This window comes from Acetobacter oryzifermentans (genome assembly GCF_001628715.1).
Taxonomy (GTDB): domain Bacteria; phylum Pseudomonadota; class Alphaproteobacteria; order Acetobacterales; family Acetobacteraceae; genus Acetobacter; species Acetobacter oryzifermentans.
The window spans coordinates 39,757-54,791 of sequence record NZ_CP011122.1 but is presented as its reverse complement, the minus strand read 5'-3'; the positions used below and the strand labels follow the sequence as shown (position 1 = coordinate 54,791).

General features: G+C 53.0%; 19 protein-coding genes and 2 pseudogenes. 7 read left to right on the top strand and 14 right to left on the bottom strand.

All coding sequences use genetic code 11. From position 1 onward, the window contains the following. Positions 1-59 precede the first annotated feature (59 nt). Positions 60-413: a hypothetical protein gene (locus tag WG31_RS14325; RefSeq protein WP_003626745.1), complete on the top strand. Its 354-nt coding sequence runs from the start codon at positions 60-62 to the stop codon at positions 411-413. Between the two features lie 589 nt (positions 414-1,002). Here the strand turns inward: WG31_RS14325 and WG31_RS14320 are convergent. The 11 genes and pseudogenes from WG31_RS14320 to WG31_RS14280 all read right to left on the bottom strand — a co-directional run bounded on the left by WG31_RS14320 (position 1,003) and on the right by WG31_RS14280 (position 5,488). After that, on the bottom strand, positions 1,003-1,203 hold the full coding sequence (locus WG31_RS14320; RefSeq protein ID WP_006560470.1) for a hypothetical protein: 201 nt from the start codon (positions 1,201-1,203) through the stop codon (positions 1,003-1,005). Next, positions 1,200-1,664 carry a hypothetical protein gene (locus tag WG31_RS14315; protein WP_020936773.1) on the bottom strand — a complete coding sequence of 155 codons (465 nt, stop codon included), beginning with the start codon at positions 1,662-1,664 and terminating at the stop codon, positions 1,200-1,202. Before WG31_RS14315 ends, WG31_RS14320 begins: the two co-directional genes overlap by 4 nt. 136 nt (positions 1,665-1,800) lie before the next feature. Then, positions 1,801-2,211 (bottom strand): type II toxin-antitoxin system VapC family toxin, encoded by a 411-nt coding sequence (locus WG31_RS14310; protein ID WP_035362716.1) that lies wholly within the window; start codon positions 2,209-2,211, stop codon positions 1,801-1,803. Continuing rightward, on the bottom strand, positions 2,208-2,480 hold the full coding sequence (locus WG31_RS14305; protein ID WP_003626741.1) for an antitoxin: 273 nt from the start codon (positions 2,478-2,480) through the stop codon (positions 2,208-2,210). Before WG31_RS14305 ends, WG31_RS14310 begins: the two co-directional genes overlap by 4 nt. Before the next feature lie 72 nt (positions 2,481-2,552). After that, complete coding sequence (locus WG31_RS14300; RefSeq protein WP_003626740.1) at positions 2,553-2,969, bottom strand: hypothetical protein; 417 nt, start codon at positions 2,967-2,969, stop codon at positions 2,553-2,555. Next, on the bottom strand, positions 2,966-3,406 hold the full coding sequence (locus WG31_RS14295; protein WP_003626739.1) for a hypothetical protein: 441 nt from the start codon (positions 3,404-3,406) through the stop codon (positions 2,966-2,968). The genes WG31_RS14300 and WG31_RS14295 overlap by 4 nt, the downstream gene beginning before the upstream one ends. Before the next feature lie 62 nt (positions 3,407-3,468). After that, positions 3,469-3,957: pseudogene (gene ssb, locus WG31_RS14290) on the bottom strand (single-stranded DNA-binding protein). 657 nt (positions 3,958-4,614) lie between these two features. Continuing rightward, the gene (locus tag WG31_RS14285; protein WP_003626735.1) at positions 4,615-4,761 is read right to left on the bottom strand and encodes a hypothetical protein; all 147 of its coding nucleotides are present in this window, start codon (positions 4,759-4,761) and stop codon (positions 4,615-4,617) included. 68 nt (positions 4,762-4,829) lie between these two features. Continuing rightward, entirely contained in the window at positions 4,830-4,976 is a 147-nt protein-coding gene (locus tag WG31_RS15635; protein WP_157884547.1) for a hypothetical protein, read from the bottom strand. Positions 4,977-5,046: 70 nt separating this feature from the next. Further along, positions 5,047-5,193, bottom strand: coding sequence for a hypothetical protein (locus WG31_RS15880; protein ID WP_020936778.1), 147 nt, complete (start codon positions 5,191-5,193; stop codon positions 5,047-5,049). Next, positions 5,186-5,488: a hypothetical protein gene (locus WG31_RS14280; protein WP_003626733.1), complete on the bottom strand. Its 303-nt coding sequence runs from the start codon at positions 5,486-5,488 to the stop codon at positions 5,186-5,188. The genes WG31_RS15880 and WG31_RS14280 overlap by 8 nt, the downstream gene beginning before the upstream one ends. 286 nt (positions 5,489-5,774) lie before the next feature. Here WG31_RS14280 and WG31_RS14275 point away from each other — a divergent pair, with 286 nt between their 5' ends. The 4 genes and pseudogenes from WG31_RS14275 (at position 5,775) to WG31_RS15275 (ending at position 8,325) form a co-directional block, all read left to right on the top strand. Further along, positions 5,775-6,029 carry a hypothetical protein gene (locus WG31_RS14275; RefSeq protein WP_003626732.1) on the top strand — a complete coding sequence of 85 codons (255 nt, stop codon included), beginning with the start codon at positions 5,775-5,777 and terminating at the stop codon, positions 6,027-6,029. A gap of 441 nt (positions 6,030-6,470) precedes the next feature. Continuing rightward, entirely contained in the window at positions 6,471-6,749 is a 279-nt protein-coding gene (locus WG31_RS14270; RefSeq protein WP_003626728.1) for a hypothetical protein, read from the top strand. Positions 6,750-6,872: 123 nt separating this feature from the next. Next, a complete protein-coding gene (locus tag WG31_RS14265; RefSeq protein WP_003626726.1) occupies positions 6,873-7,448 on the top strand; it encodes a MucR family transcriptional regulator in 576 nt (191 codons plus the stop codon). A gap of 152 nt (positions 7,449-7,600) precedes the next feature. Continuing rightward, positions 7,601-8,325: pseudogene (locus WG31_RS15275) on the top strand (IS5 family transposase). Between the two features lie 331 nt (positions 8,326-8,656). Here the strand turns inward: WG31_RS15275 and WG31_RS14255 are convergent. Next, positions 8,657-11,455, bottom strand: coding sequence for a DUF4132 domain-containing protein (locus WG31_RS14255; RefSeq protein ID WP_003625666.1), 2,799 nt, complete (start codon positions 11,453-11,455; stop codon positions 8,657-8,659). Positions 11,456-11,608: 153 nt separating this feature from the next. After that, on the bottom strand, positions 11,609-12,007 hold the full coding sequence (locus tag WG31_RS14250; RefSeq protein WP_020936783.1) for a hypothetical protein: 399 nt from the start codon (positions 12,005-12,007) through the stop codon (positions 11,609-11,611). 350 nt (positions 12,008-12,357) lie between these two features. Here WG31_RS14250 and WG31_RS15630 point away from each other — a divergent pair, with 350 nt between their 5' ends. Beyond that, positions 12,358-12,630, top strand: coding sequence for a BrnT family toxin (locus WG31_RS15630; protein WP_003625670.1), 273 nt, complete (start codon positions 12,358-12,360; stop codon positions 12,628-12,630). Next, positions 12,599-12,877 carry a helix-turn-helix domain-containing protein gene (locus WG31_RS15625; RefSeq protein ID WP_003625676.1) on the top strand — a complete coding sequence of 93 codons (279 nt, stop codon included), beginning with the start codon at positions 12,599-12,601 and terminating at the stop codon, positions 12,875-12,877. Before WG31_RS15630 ends, WG31_RS15625 begins: the two co-directional genes overlap by 32 nt. A 64-nt stretch (positions 12,878-12,941) precedes the next feature. Here the strand turns inward: WG31_RS15625 and WG31_RS14235 are convergent, their stop codons facing one another. Then, entirely contained in the window at positions 12,942-14,852 is a 1,911-nt protein-coding gene (locus WG31_RS14235; protein ID WP_035362435.1) for a ParB N-terminal domain-containing protein, read from the bottom strand. Between the last annotated feature and the right edge of the window lie 183 nt (positions 14,853-15,035).

Below are 15,035 nucleotides of genomic sequence, written 5' to 3'. Positions count from 1 at the left end.
GATAAGACAGCATGACACTGAAACATCTACGTCTCGCCTTAGGAATGGCGATCTTGCACATGACGCCTGTAATCGTGATGGCAGCAGAACATAAGCCTATCAAGCCGGTATCGGGATATGTCTGTATGGCGCTTGATGCGCCTGATTCCGTCATGATGAATTTTGATCATCCCATCCCGCTCCAGACTGAGCCTCGCGATGGAGCGCCGATGATAGCACCAGCGCTTGGTGTTCTACCCGTAACCACGAACGTTCCAGAAACGAATGGCTATGTTCAGAGCATGAACCTTGCATTCAAGACTGGATGGGTTCCAGCCAAATATGTCAAACCCTATGCTAAGGTTCATCCGGGGAACACATGTACGCCCTACGTGATGGATGACGGGAAGCTCGGATTCATTTTCGGACATTAGACCCACGCGGATATTCTTGCGTTACTGCTCCTGCCCTGTGTGGCGTCTGCTCTCATCTTCACGGGTGGGCGGAAATATGAAGCCAGAAATAGCTCTATCCAACGCAGGCAAGCAGTCGGCCTCACCATAGCTGGAGCAGTGACGTTGGGCATGGTGATTGCCAAAGCCTATCTCTCTGGACACTGAAAGCGTCTTCCGCATCAGTTCTGTCCCACAGAAAAGCCGCCATAAGGCGGCTTTTTTTGTGGATCAGCTGGCTGTGCTCAAACTGCGCTCTTGAAATGCCGGATCATGCAGTCGTTTTCGAGGAGATGGTCGCGCTAGAATTGCTGCTTCCAGATCGAGCAACCATGCCGAGAGATCAGGAGGCAATGACGATGTCCCAGCAATGGCGCGTCGAAACTGTGTGCGATGCATATCGCATCTCTCGGCCGCGAGACGTTCCGTCCAGCCCAGCACCATGAGACACTGGAACAGTCGGCGACCGGAGAGCCGTAGAGCCGGGCGTTCGGAAGAAGAGGGGGTGTCTGTCGTTTTCATAGTGTGATGTTGGCTGGCCATGATGCGACCGGCCAACCTTCACTGTGTTTTATCCCTGAATCAGGAAGGCCCGGAGCAACCGCTTCCAGAATGGCACCCCTTCTGCCCTCCATGTCCGCTGGAGTTGCCTGTCTGCCGCAAGGCTATCCCATAGCAAAGGCGAGACGGACAGCCTCTCTCGCCGGGTTGCCCCCTCTCTGCGTTGCCGTTTCCGCTCCTTGCGGATCATGATCGCACGGGCAAGATTCATGACACACCTCTCTCGCAAGCTGAACTGCCGCTGTAGAGCTTTTCCACGACGCCGATAACTTTTGACCCAGGCACTGTGACGGTCCAGTATGTTCCATTCCTGCCGACCTTACTCACGTTGCACTCGTCAATCATCCAATGATTTTCCATGGCTGTCGCGGGTGTCACGAAGATGGCGCGTCCGGCAGACAATTCCGTCTCCGGATGCCCTGACAGCCACAGAACGTCTGAACTGTCTTCGTGCTTCGAATCGTGAGGCTCAATCCCGGAAACCCTGGCGCCCAGTAAAGCCACTATTTTCAAGGATACATGATAGCATCCTTCCAAGGACTTCGCATAACCCGCTGGTTTTTGCTCGACAGTAATGGTCAAAGGCAAAGAGGGATCGAAATTTTTTTCTCTCCGGACTGCTTTCATAAGACTGCCGAATTGTGCTTCAGCCTCATCATCCGCCACAGTCATGGAGACAATCGTCTCTGGCTGATAAACCTCTCTCTGTACCTGACGCTCCTGTGTCTGTAAACCGTCATCTTTTCAGACAGTCTGGTTAGGTCTTCTTGTTATACTGACCATTTGTTTCTTCTGGGGCAAAAGACAATCACGTCCCATCCTCCAGCCAGTTTTCAACCTTCAAGCCTCGGATGCACATAAACTCACGTGTGTTGTTCGTCACCAGGGTCGCCTTGAGGGTGTAGGCGTGAGCCGCGATGAGCAGATCATTCATGCCGATCGTCTGCCCTGCGGCTTCGAGTTCGGCGCGGATGCCACCGTATTCACAGTCGGCAGGAATATCGAGAGGCAGCACGGGGACAAACGCCAGCACGCTTTCAACCCGGTTTAACAGCTTTGCAGAGCCTTTTTTAGCACATCCATATCGTAACTCAGCGGCCACAATGATGCTGGTACAAAGGTCGGCGGGATTGATACGTTCGACGCGACGCGCACATGGGCCGGAAGGATTTCGGACAAGATCACTGATGATATTGGTATCAAGGAGATAGGCGTTCACAGAATATCTTCCGGTCTGGCGGCTACGTCCTGAATATCGGGAAAATCGTCTTCGGGGGCCAGCTGCGGCTCTTCGCGCCATGCCATGAGAAGCTCCTTCAACGTTGAAGGGGTTTTCACAGGCTCCAGAACGAGCTTGTCACCGTCACGGCGGATCAACACGCGATCTCCAGGCATTTCAAATTCGACCGGAATACGCACAGCCTGACTGCGATTGTTCCGAAAGAGTTTCACTTCGCGCGGTCGGGGAGTCATTTCAGGAACAGGCATTAGAGCCTCCTTTATGTATATCCCTAATTGTATATGCCGAACATGCTGACCTCAAGGCTTTTTAATTGCCCATTAAAGGTGCCCGACAGTCACACCATCTCGCCCCCGCATGTAGTGCACCATATAATCGACGCCCGCTATGGACAGCGGCATAGCTACCCCCTGCAACCCTTCCAGACGGGCTTCGTCTCGGCGTGAGGCGATAAAAGCCAGCGCACTCCCTCTTGAGAAAGGCCTGAAGGATTCATCCTCGCGCAGCTGAAACCGTAACGGGACAAGGTCGGCCAGCCCGCGGGCGACATCATGTGGGGTGGGCTCCGGCTCTGGCACCTTGGATCGGAGCAACGAAGAGGCCACTCGGTCTTCCTGAATGGCCAGCAGCAGCCTTTCAAACCGCCTGAGTGTGTTGAGCCTGAGAAAGGAAGGTGTGGGCATTCCATTCACGATATGGAATGCCGTGCGCCCCAGCTCCTGAACAAGCTGTCTCATGCCGCCACTCTCCTGCGGATCATGCCAATGCGATCGAGAACCCGCGCATCACGGGCGGCGATTGCGACCAACCTTGCCTGTTTTGCTTCCTCTTCGATTTCTGCCATGATCATCTGATTGAGTGCTATTCTGACAGCCTCTTCGTCCTCCTGGCTGTCCCATTCCTCATTACCAGGCACTTCGCATCCTGCGGGGCAGCATCCGTATTCAATACCGTGGCAGCAGAAGCCCTCAAGGTGGAAGTCATCGACATCCGGGGCATAGTCCCCTTTCTGTCTGGCATAGTCCTGCAGGGCTGCGGCCTGATCGGGAGCGAGCCGAGAGGCAGTCTGATCAATCTCTCTTGTCAGTTTCTGAACATAGAGTTCATAAGAGCAGCCACAGCCTTTGCTTGCTGCGGTATTGGCTGTTTCATACAGATCTGCGACAGTTGACATAGAGGTTACTCTGGCTGGACTGGCCGGGGCACCTCCCCGGCCTTAGAGGAAAAAACTGGCACTCAGAACGGGATCTCGTCATCGATACCAGCGTTTGACTGCGGCGCATCCCACCCACCGGCCTGACCGCCGTTATTGCGGGTGCCAGAGTTCCGTGGGGCGTTGCTGTATCCGCCACTCTGTTCACCCTCCTCAGTGTGCCGCGTATCCAGAATGGTCAGCTCGCCCCCAAAACGAGGCAGCACAATTTCGGTTGTGTAGTTGTCCTTGCCGTCCTGCCCCTGCCATTTCCGGGTCTGGAGTGAGCCTTCGAGATAGACCTTGCGGCCCTTGCGCAGGAAACGTTCCGCCACATCTGCCAGACGTTCATTGAACACGACGATCTTGTGCCATTCAGTGCGCTCACGCCGTTCGCCAGACTGGCGGTCGTTCTAGGTATCGGACGTGGCCAGAGAGAAAGAAACAATCTTCTGCCCGGACTGGGAGTGACGCACTTCCGGGTCTTTGCCGAGGTTGCCGACAAGAATAACTTTATTAACGGAACCAGACACAACACTTCTCCTACCCTGCTATACTTCATATGAAACCGGCTTTACTGGCCGTTGGCGGTATTGTTTCTTCCGTCTACAAGTAAAAGATAGTACGTATACTGAAATAATGCAAGAAAAACGACAGGAAAACGCAAGAAAATATAAGTTTTTTCAAGGAAATCCTAACCACACAAACCTTTCTTTTCCGAACTCCCTTTATTTACTTACCAATTAATAAGTAAATGACAAGTATAGGAAAGAACGGCGGTGAGCATTAGCACGAAAGTGGCGAGACCCCGTTTAGGGGGCTCGACATCTCTTAGCGGCTATGCCGCTTAGAGATGCTGGGCGAACGCACCCCGAGAGGGGCGCCCCGGACACTGCAGAAGATCACCCGCAAAAGCTGAAACAGATTGAAAAAAAGGAAGCAACCCGACAGGAAATCCAAGGCCATGCCGGTCGAGACCAGAACGATTCAGGCTTACAGCCAAAAGCGTGAGAGGATCCAGAACGCCCTCCCCCGCACCCAGCCTCGTATGAAGAGGGAAAAAGGTGCAGTGATCCCCTTCATGAGCAGAGGCAATCGGAGCTAACGGGGAACCTAAAGCGTCAGAGCGTGAGAACAGTCCAAGAGCTGCCGGGGCGCAAGAGAAAGGCGGCACTGAGGCCGCCTGGTTGTCAGGAATGATGGGATGCCTGAGCGTCGAGCCTGTCGCGTAATTTGTTCAGTTGGCGCAGGATTGGGCCGAGAGCAAACCCCACTACAAGGGTAATGATGCAGAACGGCACGACAATACCAATCATATTGACCGTAAAATTATCCATGACCGGTTTTCTCTTCGTCTGGAGGATATAGGGCCGTTGGGACAGCGGCATACAAGCGGCCCTAGATATTATGGATTATGAGAAGTCTGTACTTCGAGCCTGTCGCGCAATTTGTTAAGACGGCGCAGGATTGGGCCAAGAGCGATGCCGAAGGCGAGAGTTCCAACGGCAAAGATTCCGTAAACCACCACCATGGTAACCGTAAAATTATCCATGACCGGTTTTCTCCTCGTCTGGAGGATATAGGGCCGTTGGGACAGCGGCACACAAGCAGCCCTAGATATTTTATGGATTATGAGAAGTCTGTGCTTCGAGCCTATCGCGTAACCTGTTCAGGCGACGCAGGATTGGGCCAAGAGCGAGACCAAAAATCAAAGTCCCGCCTAAGAAAGGCACAACAACCAGCAACATGTTAGAAATAAAATCATTCATGGCCTGAGTCCTCCTTTCCGTCTTCAGGATAACGGATAAAGGTGAGAATTAGCAAGGAAATGGTTTCGACGATCAGAGCAATACAGCCCGCCAAGATCATACTGTGACCACTCACATGGACTTGCCCCGTAAAAAGTGGGGTGATGATACCTGCACCTGAAATACTGAGTGCTGTAGTTTGGAAAGCCCCAGCAAGGGCCTTGAGCCGATCCTCCTGAGATTTCCGGGTCTGCCTTGGGGGCAGAATAGCCCTGAGAAAGCGGCGCTCCCGGTCTGTAATCTGGTTCGTGTTCATCCAATACTCATCCGGCGTGAAGGAAAAGAACCGGGCGGCGAAGCCGCCCGGCCGCTGTATCAGAAGCCCAGAGCGTCTGCCTGTGCATCGGCGATCTGACGATCAAGAGAGCGGGCGGAATTGCGGCTGTAGGGCTTCCACAGAAGAAACGCCCTCATCCGAGGCATCTGCTTTGTAAAAAGGATATGATAAAGATGCTGACCATTCCGATTTCTGGCCTTATTTTCTCTTTCTGTTTGGTCTCCAGTGGGTCATCGCGGCCATTCGTGAGCGAAACAACGCCAAGTTGCTCGGCACTCCTTTTGCATTTTTCGATATCGCTACTGCGGGCATGGCGACGATGATGCTATGGCTTCGCCGCTCAACCCGCTACGCTCTTTTCCTAGCTGTTCCGGTTACGGCGCTGTGCACTGTTCTCTCGCTCGGCCTCTATCTTCTGGGCCATGAGAAAGAGGCGCTCAGTGCTCTCCACGTGGCGCTGATGGCCGGATTTGGGGGCTGGCTTCTGGATCTTCTCGCTTCAATGATCGAAGAAATCTAAGCGCTGGGGTTTTTTCGTCGGAGTCATACTGTGTGCCGGTATGGAGGCCGGCCCGTATGACCCAAGCGCTGTCGGGAACAAGAAACTTGCAACTGGAAAAACCCAACCGGATATGAACTCTCTTCATAATTTTGATGAAGGTCTGTTTTTTCTATTCGGTCGCATCATGGCCTGACAGAAACGCAGAACGGAATTTTATTATGTGGAAGGACAACAAGATGACATCTGAAGCACACCGCAAAAGCCCCTGGGCCACACCCTGTATTATTGAGCTCACATCTGGCGAAAACCCCTTCTCTCTCTTTCCGCGAGAGCCATCCGACCATTTTACGCTCATAAGATCGAAAGCGGGTATGACCTCCTTCTGCGTCCTGACAGACCCAAGAAGTGACCCGTCTCTCACGAAGAACACCCCGCCCGAAGATAGCCAGTGAGCGGCTCATGGTTTCTCCACGCTCCACGACGAAATACAAACCCCGCCAGCCGGATCTGTTTGGATATCGCAAGCCACGCGCACCACAGCGCTATCTGGCACACATGATTGATGTTGGAGATCACGGCTGTATTTACGAACCGGGCAATACATGCGTTGCCTTGTTTTCATGCGCCCGCTGTGGTTGGGAGAGTGGCTGGATTGAGCGTCAGAACAAAACACATGTTCTACGGGGCGTGGCCTGTGCGAAGTGCAACGATCAACCCCAAGGATCGTTGGCGGGCTAAGTCCCCTCTATGCGATAGCAACAATACCTTGCCTATGATTTACGGCATGTTAAATGGGTTTTTCCGTTACAGGTCAGAGATTTAGTATTGAGACGACATTCAGACAACAGAAAGACAGGCACAATGGCAGCGTCCACATCCATTTACGAACCTGACACACAAAAGGTGGAACAGACCGTTACAATCATATCAGCCTATGTAAGCCACAACACGGTCAGCACCGAAGCCCTCCCAGATCTGATCAGATCTGTCTATGCGACACTCGATACACTCTCACTCTCCCAATCTGCTCCTAAAGCCCCTGAGAAAGCCGTAACACCCGCAGTTGGTCCAGTTTCTGACGTGATACCTGAACCACCAGTTCCCGAAAAAAGCGTGTCTCAAGAACACACACCGGCGGTACCCATCAAACGCTCGGTTTTCCCAGATTATATCGTCTGTCTTGAGGACGGTAAGAAAACCAAGATGCTGAAATCCTACATTCAGAGACATTTCAACCTGACCCCTGAGGATTACCGCACACGCTGGGGATTGCCCCCGGAATATCCTATGGTGGCACCAAACTACTCTGCACAGCGGGCCGCCATTGCCAAGCGCAACTCACTGGGGCGACGCGGCGATGACACCAATGCCACACTCTCATCAGGTGAATCTCATATCGCGTCAAATCGTAAAGCACGTGGGCGCAAAACGAAATAAGTCTGACCATTCAATAATAAAGTCCCTTTCTCGTTTTCGGTCGCATGACGATGGATGACACCTGAAGCATCGATACACAAATGGGAAACGAGACATGGATAGCGATAGTGTTAGGGCCTGTTAGGGCTTGAAATTCTTCCTATATTACAGGGATGGGAGAATGCGACGGAACTGGCACTGGCACCGGCCCTTTTACGGACGAGACATGGGCGATCTGGGAACCTCTGATTGAGGCGGTTCGCCCAAGGGGCAAGACGCCGTCCCATGATCTGCAGCGCACGATAGCAGCGATCTTCTGGCGTCATGAGAATGGCGCGAAATGGCGGAGTATCTCCGCTGAACTCGGTCCCTTGGTGGCGGGCAGCACAACTTTTCATCCGCTGGGCGAAACTGGGTGTGTGGGAACGCCTGCTCGACCTGGTTCAGGACCAACAGGTAGTGGCACTCGGCATGACTTTTCTGGATGGTACAAACATCAGGGCTCACCACAAAGCGGCGGGAGCCCAAAAAAGGGGCCTCTTTCGAAGAGCGAGACCATCGTGAAGCACTTGGCCGTTCTCGCGGCGGCTATGGCACGAAAGTCTGCGTGATCGCGGATGGGCATGGAAAAGCCTTCGGTTTTGCTTTGGCCCCCGGACAGGCTCACGAACTGTCCCTGGCACCAGCCATGCTCGCCAGCCTCCCCGCCATTCCTGCGAAACGACACGATGGGGCGGTCGCCTGCCCAAAATGGGTCTATCGGTGCCGGCATCTCGTTGAGAACCGCTGGGCTCGCCTCAAGGAGTGGCGCGCTGTCGCAACCAGATGTGAAAAAACAGCAACGTCGTTCCTCGCCATCATCCACATCGCTGCCGCAGCAGACTGGATCAAGCCATAACAGGCCCTAGCCAATATCGTCTATAATATGCGCTGCTTCCTCTTCCTGGAGCGGATCGGCACCACAGCATAGCAATCCAGTGGGTAACAGCCCCCGATCTGCTCAAAACGCAGATCAAAAGCAACACAAAGAACCGTCAATCAAATCGCCAAAAGCCTGAAATCACGAGCCAGCCCCATCAACCAACAGTTCTTCGATCCCTCCACATGCGATGAGGCTGACAAGAGGGCGCACACTCTGACAGCAGTTTCACAAACACTGCCTCCACGTGATGGGGTAATGCTCTACTCATCAACCAGTCCGAAAAGAATACGGCATATTCAGCTTACCCCTAAAGGGATGCGAACTGAGCCAAAATATCCTTGTCACGAATACGGTCATCGTTCAGCAGCATGATTATGCGTTGCAGGATAAGGTCCAGCCGATCATCATCATGCAGAGGCTTGTAGGCAGATCCCTTTTGCCGCGCTGAGTTTGACAGAGTTGTGCTCAGAAAAAGATGACGAAGGTCGGGAAGAATCATGACATCAGCACTCCCCAGGTGAAGCCGATACTGATGTCGTTTCCCTTCTATCATGATGTAAGGCCCCTCAAAGCGCAAACGATCATCGACTTTCATACTCTTAACGATGACTGCAATCTCATCGCGTCGTGATGCGGCAAGCGCTCCAAAGTGAGGCTCTTTAGGCAAAGGAATGTCAGCCAGTCCGGCCTGACGCCGCCAGACACCCAGATCCGGAATCGCGTAGATCGTTTCAGCATTAAAAGAGACGTCGCTGGCAGCGATCGAAATCATAAGATCAAGATCACGCATAATTTCGGAAAAAACAACGGGAGGAATGTCTCCCAGCCGCACCGGCGTCTGCATTTCTTTCAATTTACGCCCACCATCATACAGCCAGTTCCCGCCATCTTCCAGAACGCAAAACCTTAACCTGTCTGTGATGATATGCGAAAATGTTCCCGCACCATGCGGCAAGTGATCAATCCCCACCCCACCGGTACGCCAATCGGCATAAATGCCATGAGCTGGCAGGCTGAACGCCCACGGAGCACTTTCAGAAGAAGGCATATGAGGCGAGAGATTACGGATACGCCACCCTCTTTTACGGCCTATTTCAACGACCTGAGCCTGATTGAGGATCCGTCTGGCATAACGATAAGATGCTGGTGAGCTTTCTCGCTCCTCCTGCGTGAGTGTGTATGTCTCCCGCCATGCCTGACGGATAGGCTGTTCGATCTTCAGTGCTTTAAGCTGTTGACGCCAGAGTGTAACGCAGGAGGACTCTGCACCATCCTGAACGCCGTTATGAAGAGGATGCCAAAGGCTCAGAAGTAAGTCCCCATGCGGAACCGGGAGGCGCGTACCATCCGAACCGTAAAGCCCGCCATCCTCTCCGATCATGCAAGTGAAGACAGTCAGGTCGGGATACGCTACGAGCCATATCTGGCGTCGTGCAAGCCAGCTCAGGACGGGATGGGCAAGCCAGCGCTGCTGAAAAGCTGACCACGTCCAGCTCTGCCCTGTCAGCCAAGATCGCTCGAGCCGCTGGCGATGGATGGCCATATCGGCTGTCAGCGATTTTGCATCAGCGCGAAGGTCACGTAACGTTGTTTCGGACTGAGCGTCTGCTTTGATGGAGGCAGGAGGTTTGCTCAGCAGAGCACCAAGCGGATCGGCATAACGAATAACGGCCTGCCCCGAACCCGCCAGGGTCAGAGTCGCCGTAACCCCTCCCACCAATGGCTCGACGCGGCAATGCTGCTCATCCAGGCCGTACGTCAGCGCTACGAGCTCCTCTGCTTCAGCTGTCGTCAGACCGGAGCGCTCGGCGGCTTGAGCCAAAGCAACATTCAACTGTTTCAGCATGGTGGCGTGACGGGTTTTTGCCCTAAGCCGTGCCAGCCCCCGGATAGCATCAGGAGAAGCAATTTCGCCTACCGTCGTAACCAGACGGTTGAAGTGGGCAACATCTTCGTTCCTGAGAGCCTTCGCACACACTGGCAACAGCCAGGCAACGTCCGCCGGGTCCCGTGCGGCCGCGATCATCCACAGACATCCGGGAAATATGCTGTCTGATAATTCCGGTTTACGAATGACGCACCCTTCCTGCTTTTGGGCGACGGGTTTTGGATTTCTGTCTGGAAATTTTGTTCTGAGTAAATGGAATCGACCAAGCTGCATGATTCCAGAACCCTGTGGCCGCCCGAGCTGGAAAGTGTAGAAACTCGGGTTCTGGATCAGAACTTCAGCAATAACTGAAACAGATCCGGCCTGTTTGAAGGCAACGTTGAGAAGACGTATAAATCGCGGAAAAATAGCCGCACGATAGAGAGAGGGGATACCCAGTATACCGTAATAGGTCGAATGATCATCCCCGATCCTGTCAAGCTCCTGAATGACGCCGCGAGCGAAGGCCAGGAACTTGCTCCCGTCAGGTTCTTTCAGTTTATCCAAAAATCGTGCGAGAGTCTTTTTTGAAGGACGCGGTACCTCTGGCACCTGAAAAAATTCGAGACGATCATCCATCGCCTCCAATGAAGAGGCCGGATCTTCACGAAAGACAAGTTCTCGAGCAAGCCAGTAAAGATGCGGAAAACTGCGTGCCATTTCTTCTCTGTCGTGGCATGCCTGATCGAACCATGCCTCATTCGGCAAACTATGAGCTGCACGGCTGAACAACCGAAAATAAGCATGCATACCACTTTTGGCATAAGAGCGCTTCGGCTGCCCGGGGATATCACGTCCGCTCGTATCCGGATAAAGTTTTGATGTCGCAAACCCTAGCGTATGACTGACATTTTCTCTGGCATATTTTCGCAACCAGCGAGGAGGTCGAGGAAGCTGACTGATCCCAATCAGCGTCTCATCCATACACGCAGCGATAGGCATATGATTTTGAATCATGTAATCAGACAGAGAATGTTCTGGAATCATATAGTAATCACGAATCTGCTTTTTATGGCGCTTAACCCAGGCAGCTTCCAAATTTGAGAATATCTGCGGATCAACCTTCTCCATCTCGCTCCTCCAGCGGATTAACTGCTCATCCATACGCCCAACATCTGCCAGAATCATGCGAGCGATTGCGAGTTCCGTATCAAGAAGATCATGCTGTGCTGGTGTCATGTTGGTGAACGTCCCGCTGTTCTCTCGTCTAACAATTCAGTAACAACTATAATAAGATAATATACAAATCGTTGATCCTGTAAGAGAAGCCACCAACACTCAGTTTGCAACAGAGATCTTTTTTGAGGATGGCTTTGTCAGAACATTTTAACGTTACTGATGCAACAGCTCCCGCGTTCTCATTTGTTGCGCTTCGATATAGGCTGTGGCGCTATGCGCCATTTTAAGAGCCTGCAAAAGATGATGGTCCCGCAGCAACTGTGCTGAAACCCATGTGCCGCTGTCATTTTGTCCGTAATGACCGGCTTTTTGCACCTTTGACAGTAATCGGGCGATATTACCGCGAGAAACACGATAATGCTTTGCCATTGCACTGGCACTTCCAAGGTGAACGTAAACGCGTCCGTCATCTGAAGGCGTCTCTTTTTGAGACCGTGTCATTTCGTTAAGGACCGAGATCTCGATTGTTGTATTAACCAGCGGTGCGATTGAAGGAAGAGGTGCGTAATAGAGCGGGTCATGGAGCATACGTCGTGCAAAAATTGGATGCATACCTTCGCACGACCGGAGCGCCGTGGCGGGGGCAAGAGCGGTGCGTCAGCACCGGGATCGGAGCCACGCACAGACCGCTTGCGGTCGAGCATGGAGAGAACCCACCGTTTGCCTCAGCCTCCAGACTATGGCCCTTCTCTTTCAAATATTTCCTTTTATTTTCTCAACTGTGTGAATGTTCTTTTGAATGATCAAAGGGTGTTACAAAAAAGCGATCCATAGAGACGGATCGCCTTATTACTGCTATCGAGCATACGAGGTTGATGGCAACCTGTCGAAATGGCTAAAAGTTCCGGGATGCCCGTAGTTTTCACTTTACAGTAACTACGGGCATCCCGTATTATCGTCTCATGGATAACAGGTTTGACCCCGCAAAAGACCTCGCCAACAAAAAAAAGCACAAACTGTCTCTGGCCTTTGGCGACCGTATTTTCGAGGACGATAATCACCTGATCTTGCCCACCATCCGCATTGAGGATGAGGAGGATCGCTACAAAGTGGTTGGCGTCGTGGGCGAGAAGCTGTTCACCGGTGTGTTTGTCTGGCGGGACGATCTGCCCCGCTTTATTTCCGTGAGAAGGAGTAACAAAGGTGAAGAGAGAGCATATCATTCTGCCTGCTGATCCGGCGGATTCCGAAGACCGCGCAGTATCCATCGAAGGCATGGAACGTGGGCAAAGGGCACGGTTGATCCGTAAAACCCGTAACGATCTCGGTCTGTCTCAGGTCGAGTTTGCCAGCCGTTTCCGCGTTCCTGTCGGCACGTTACGGGACTGGGAGCAGGCACGGGCGATGGCCCCCGACTTCGCTGTCGCCTACGTTCGGGTCATCGGACGGCACCCCGATATGGTAGCTCAGGCGGTGGCCTGAGCTGCCTTCCCAACGAACCGGAGATTCAGCCCATCAACCCCAAATGCCGGATAGACCTTATTACTCAGACCATAATAACTTCAAGACGATCAGGCATCGCACGGGCCAGTTCTGTCAGTTCACTGGGGATGCGTGGATCGTCGGGAATAGTAGCGTTATGCGCACTTTCATCACCATCAGACAGGCTCTCCTGATCAGTCTGGCCTTCGTCTAGATCCACTCGCTCCTCACAGTTCTCATCCTCTTCACTGTCAGTTGTGACGTCAGTATCAAAATCAGAATCACCTTCTTCTTCCTCCATCTGCGCCGCCAAACGTGCCCGAGCTTCCAGCCGCGCAGCCTGGTTCTCTAACCTGGATTTCCATTCTGAGAGCCCCGCTGTAAATGTTGCAGGTTCCGGCACCCATCGTTTTTCGCCAATGTGAGCCATAAGTGCTTCGCGCATCGCTTTACCAGTGGGTTTTTCTTCCAGACCTTCAGCCTCAACAGCTTTGGTAATTCCCGGTTTACTGTAACTTTTAAGAAAGTCTTCGAAGGCCATTGTGGGCATATGCGCGTCTGCACCAAACAACACCCCAAGGATCTGGGCGGGCAAACCGCTACCGCTATGCTGACTGAGGCCGCAATTCATGAACGTGCTAAGCACACCCAATGCTGCGTTTCTGAGAAGATCCGGGTCACGAACCAACACACCTTCTGGGAAAATGCGTGCGACAGCCAGGTCACGCTCCGTAACACTCCCATAAGGCTCATATGTATCATCACCGTGGATTTTTACGTTATTGGCACTCAAAGCCAGTATGAAAGCACCAACCAGATCCCAGGGATCTGCATTTTCTCGCGCTGCATCCAACGCCTGACGCAAAGCCTGTGTCCGAACATCCCCGATAATTTTAAGCCCTGTGCCTGAAATATCGGGGCGCTCTTTAGGTTTTTCGGGTTTTTGGGCTGACGGTAAAGAAAGGGAACCATTTTCTGTCCTGCGGGTGGACTGTTCTCCCAGTTCGCGAAGCCGTCCTTTTTGAATCTGCAGTGTGCGTGGGTTAACCCAGATCGCCGGGATATCTTCGTCCCATTCCGCTTCCCATGCCCCCACCTTCCGGTATCCGTCTGGCGCAATTCCTTCCCCATATTCGTTGCTCTGGAGGTAAATGGTTCCTTCAGGTTTAGTTTTCTCAGCCCAAATCTGCTGCGCCTTAAACATAGCGGCATATTGGGTGCAGTATCGATTATCTTCTCCACCCTGCCCGAAGAGATCTTCTTCCCAGACGACACCAGCTTCTTTTGCAGTCTCGTCGTCAAACTCGTAGTTGCGAGCATATAATTCGACCTGATCAAGATATCTTACAAATTCCGACCAATCGAAATGTGTGGCGTCTTCCCTACTCATCTCATAGTCGGCCGGATCTGCTCCTTCGTCAGCGCTTTCCGCCCAGATCTCGGCCCATACATCGCGTTGGCGCTCCAGCGGAGTGCGCGCAATTGCGTTCCGGTCCGTATAGGAAGGCCCAATCCCACTATCGATTGCCGCAATAATGGGCGGATGAATTTGGGACAACAGCATCAGGCCACGAAGATAGGCTGGTGTGACCATAAAAGCCCGACTGATTTCCGTATCAGTAGCGCCCTTCGCGCGCATATCCAGCACACCACGCCATTGTTCGGATTCCGTCATATCGGCACGCACGACGTTCTCGGCGACAGCGGCCATCGTATCGCTTTTTTCATCACCAGAACGGACATGCACGTCAATTTCAGTCAATTTCGCCGCAATACAGGCCCGCACCCGCCTGTGACCAGCGACAATCATCAACCGACCGTCCTCAAGTTCCCGCACGCAGGGCGCATGTATCAGGCCCACTGTCTTGATATTCAGCGCAAGCTGATGTTCCGCACGAGGATCTGGCTGGGTCTTACGTGGATTATTCGGGTTTGGTACGAGTGTTTTGGGATCGACGCGGCGAAGTTCCGTCATGATACTCTCCTCACTTTCAGGGTCATGAGGTGTCATTTTCTGACCTCATACCTTCGGCACGGTCACAGACGCCTACACGGGGCAAGGGCGAGCGTCAGCGAGGCCCCGGAACGGGGCATACCCTTGCGGCGTGTGGGCGGCCTGTGGCCCGCCCTTCCCTTTTCGGCTTTGTGCTCTTCTTAT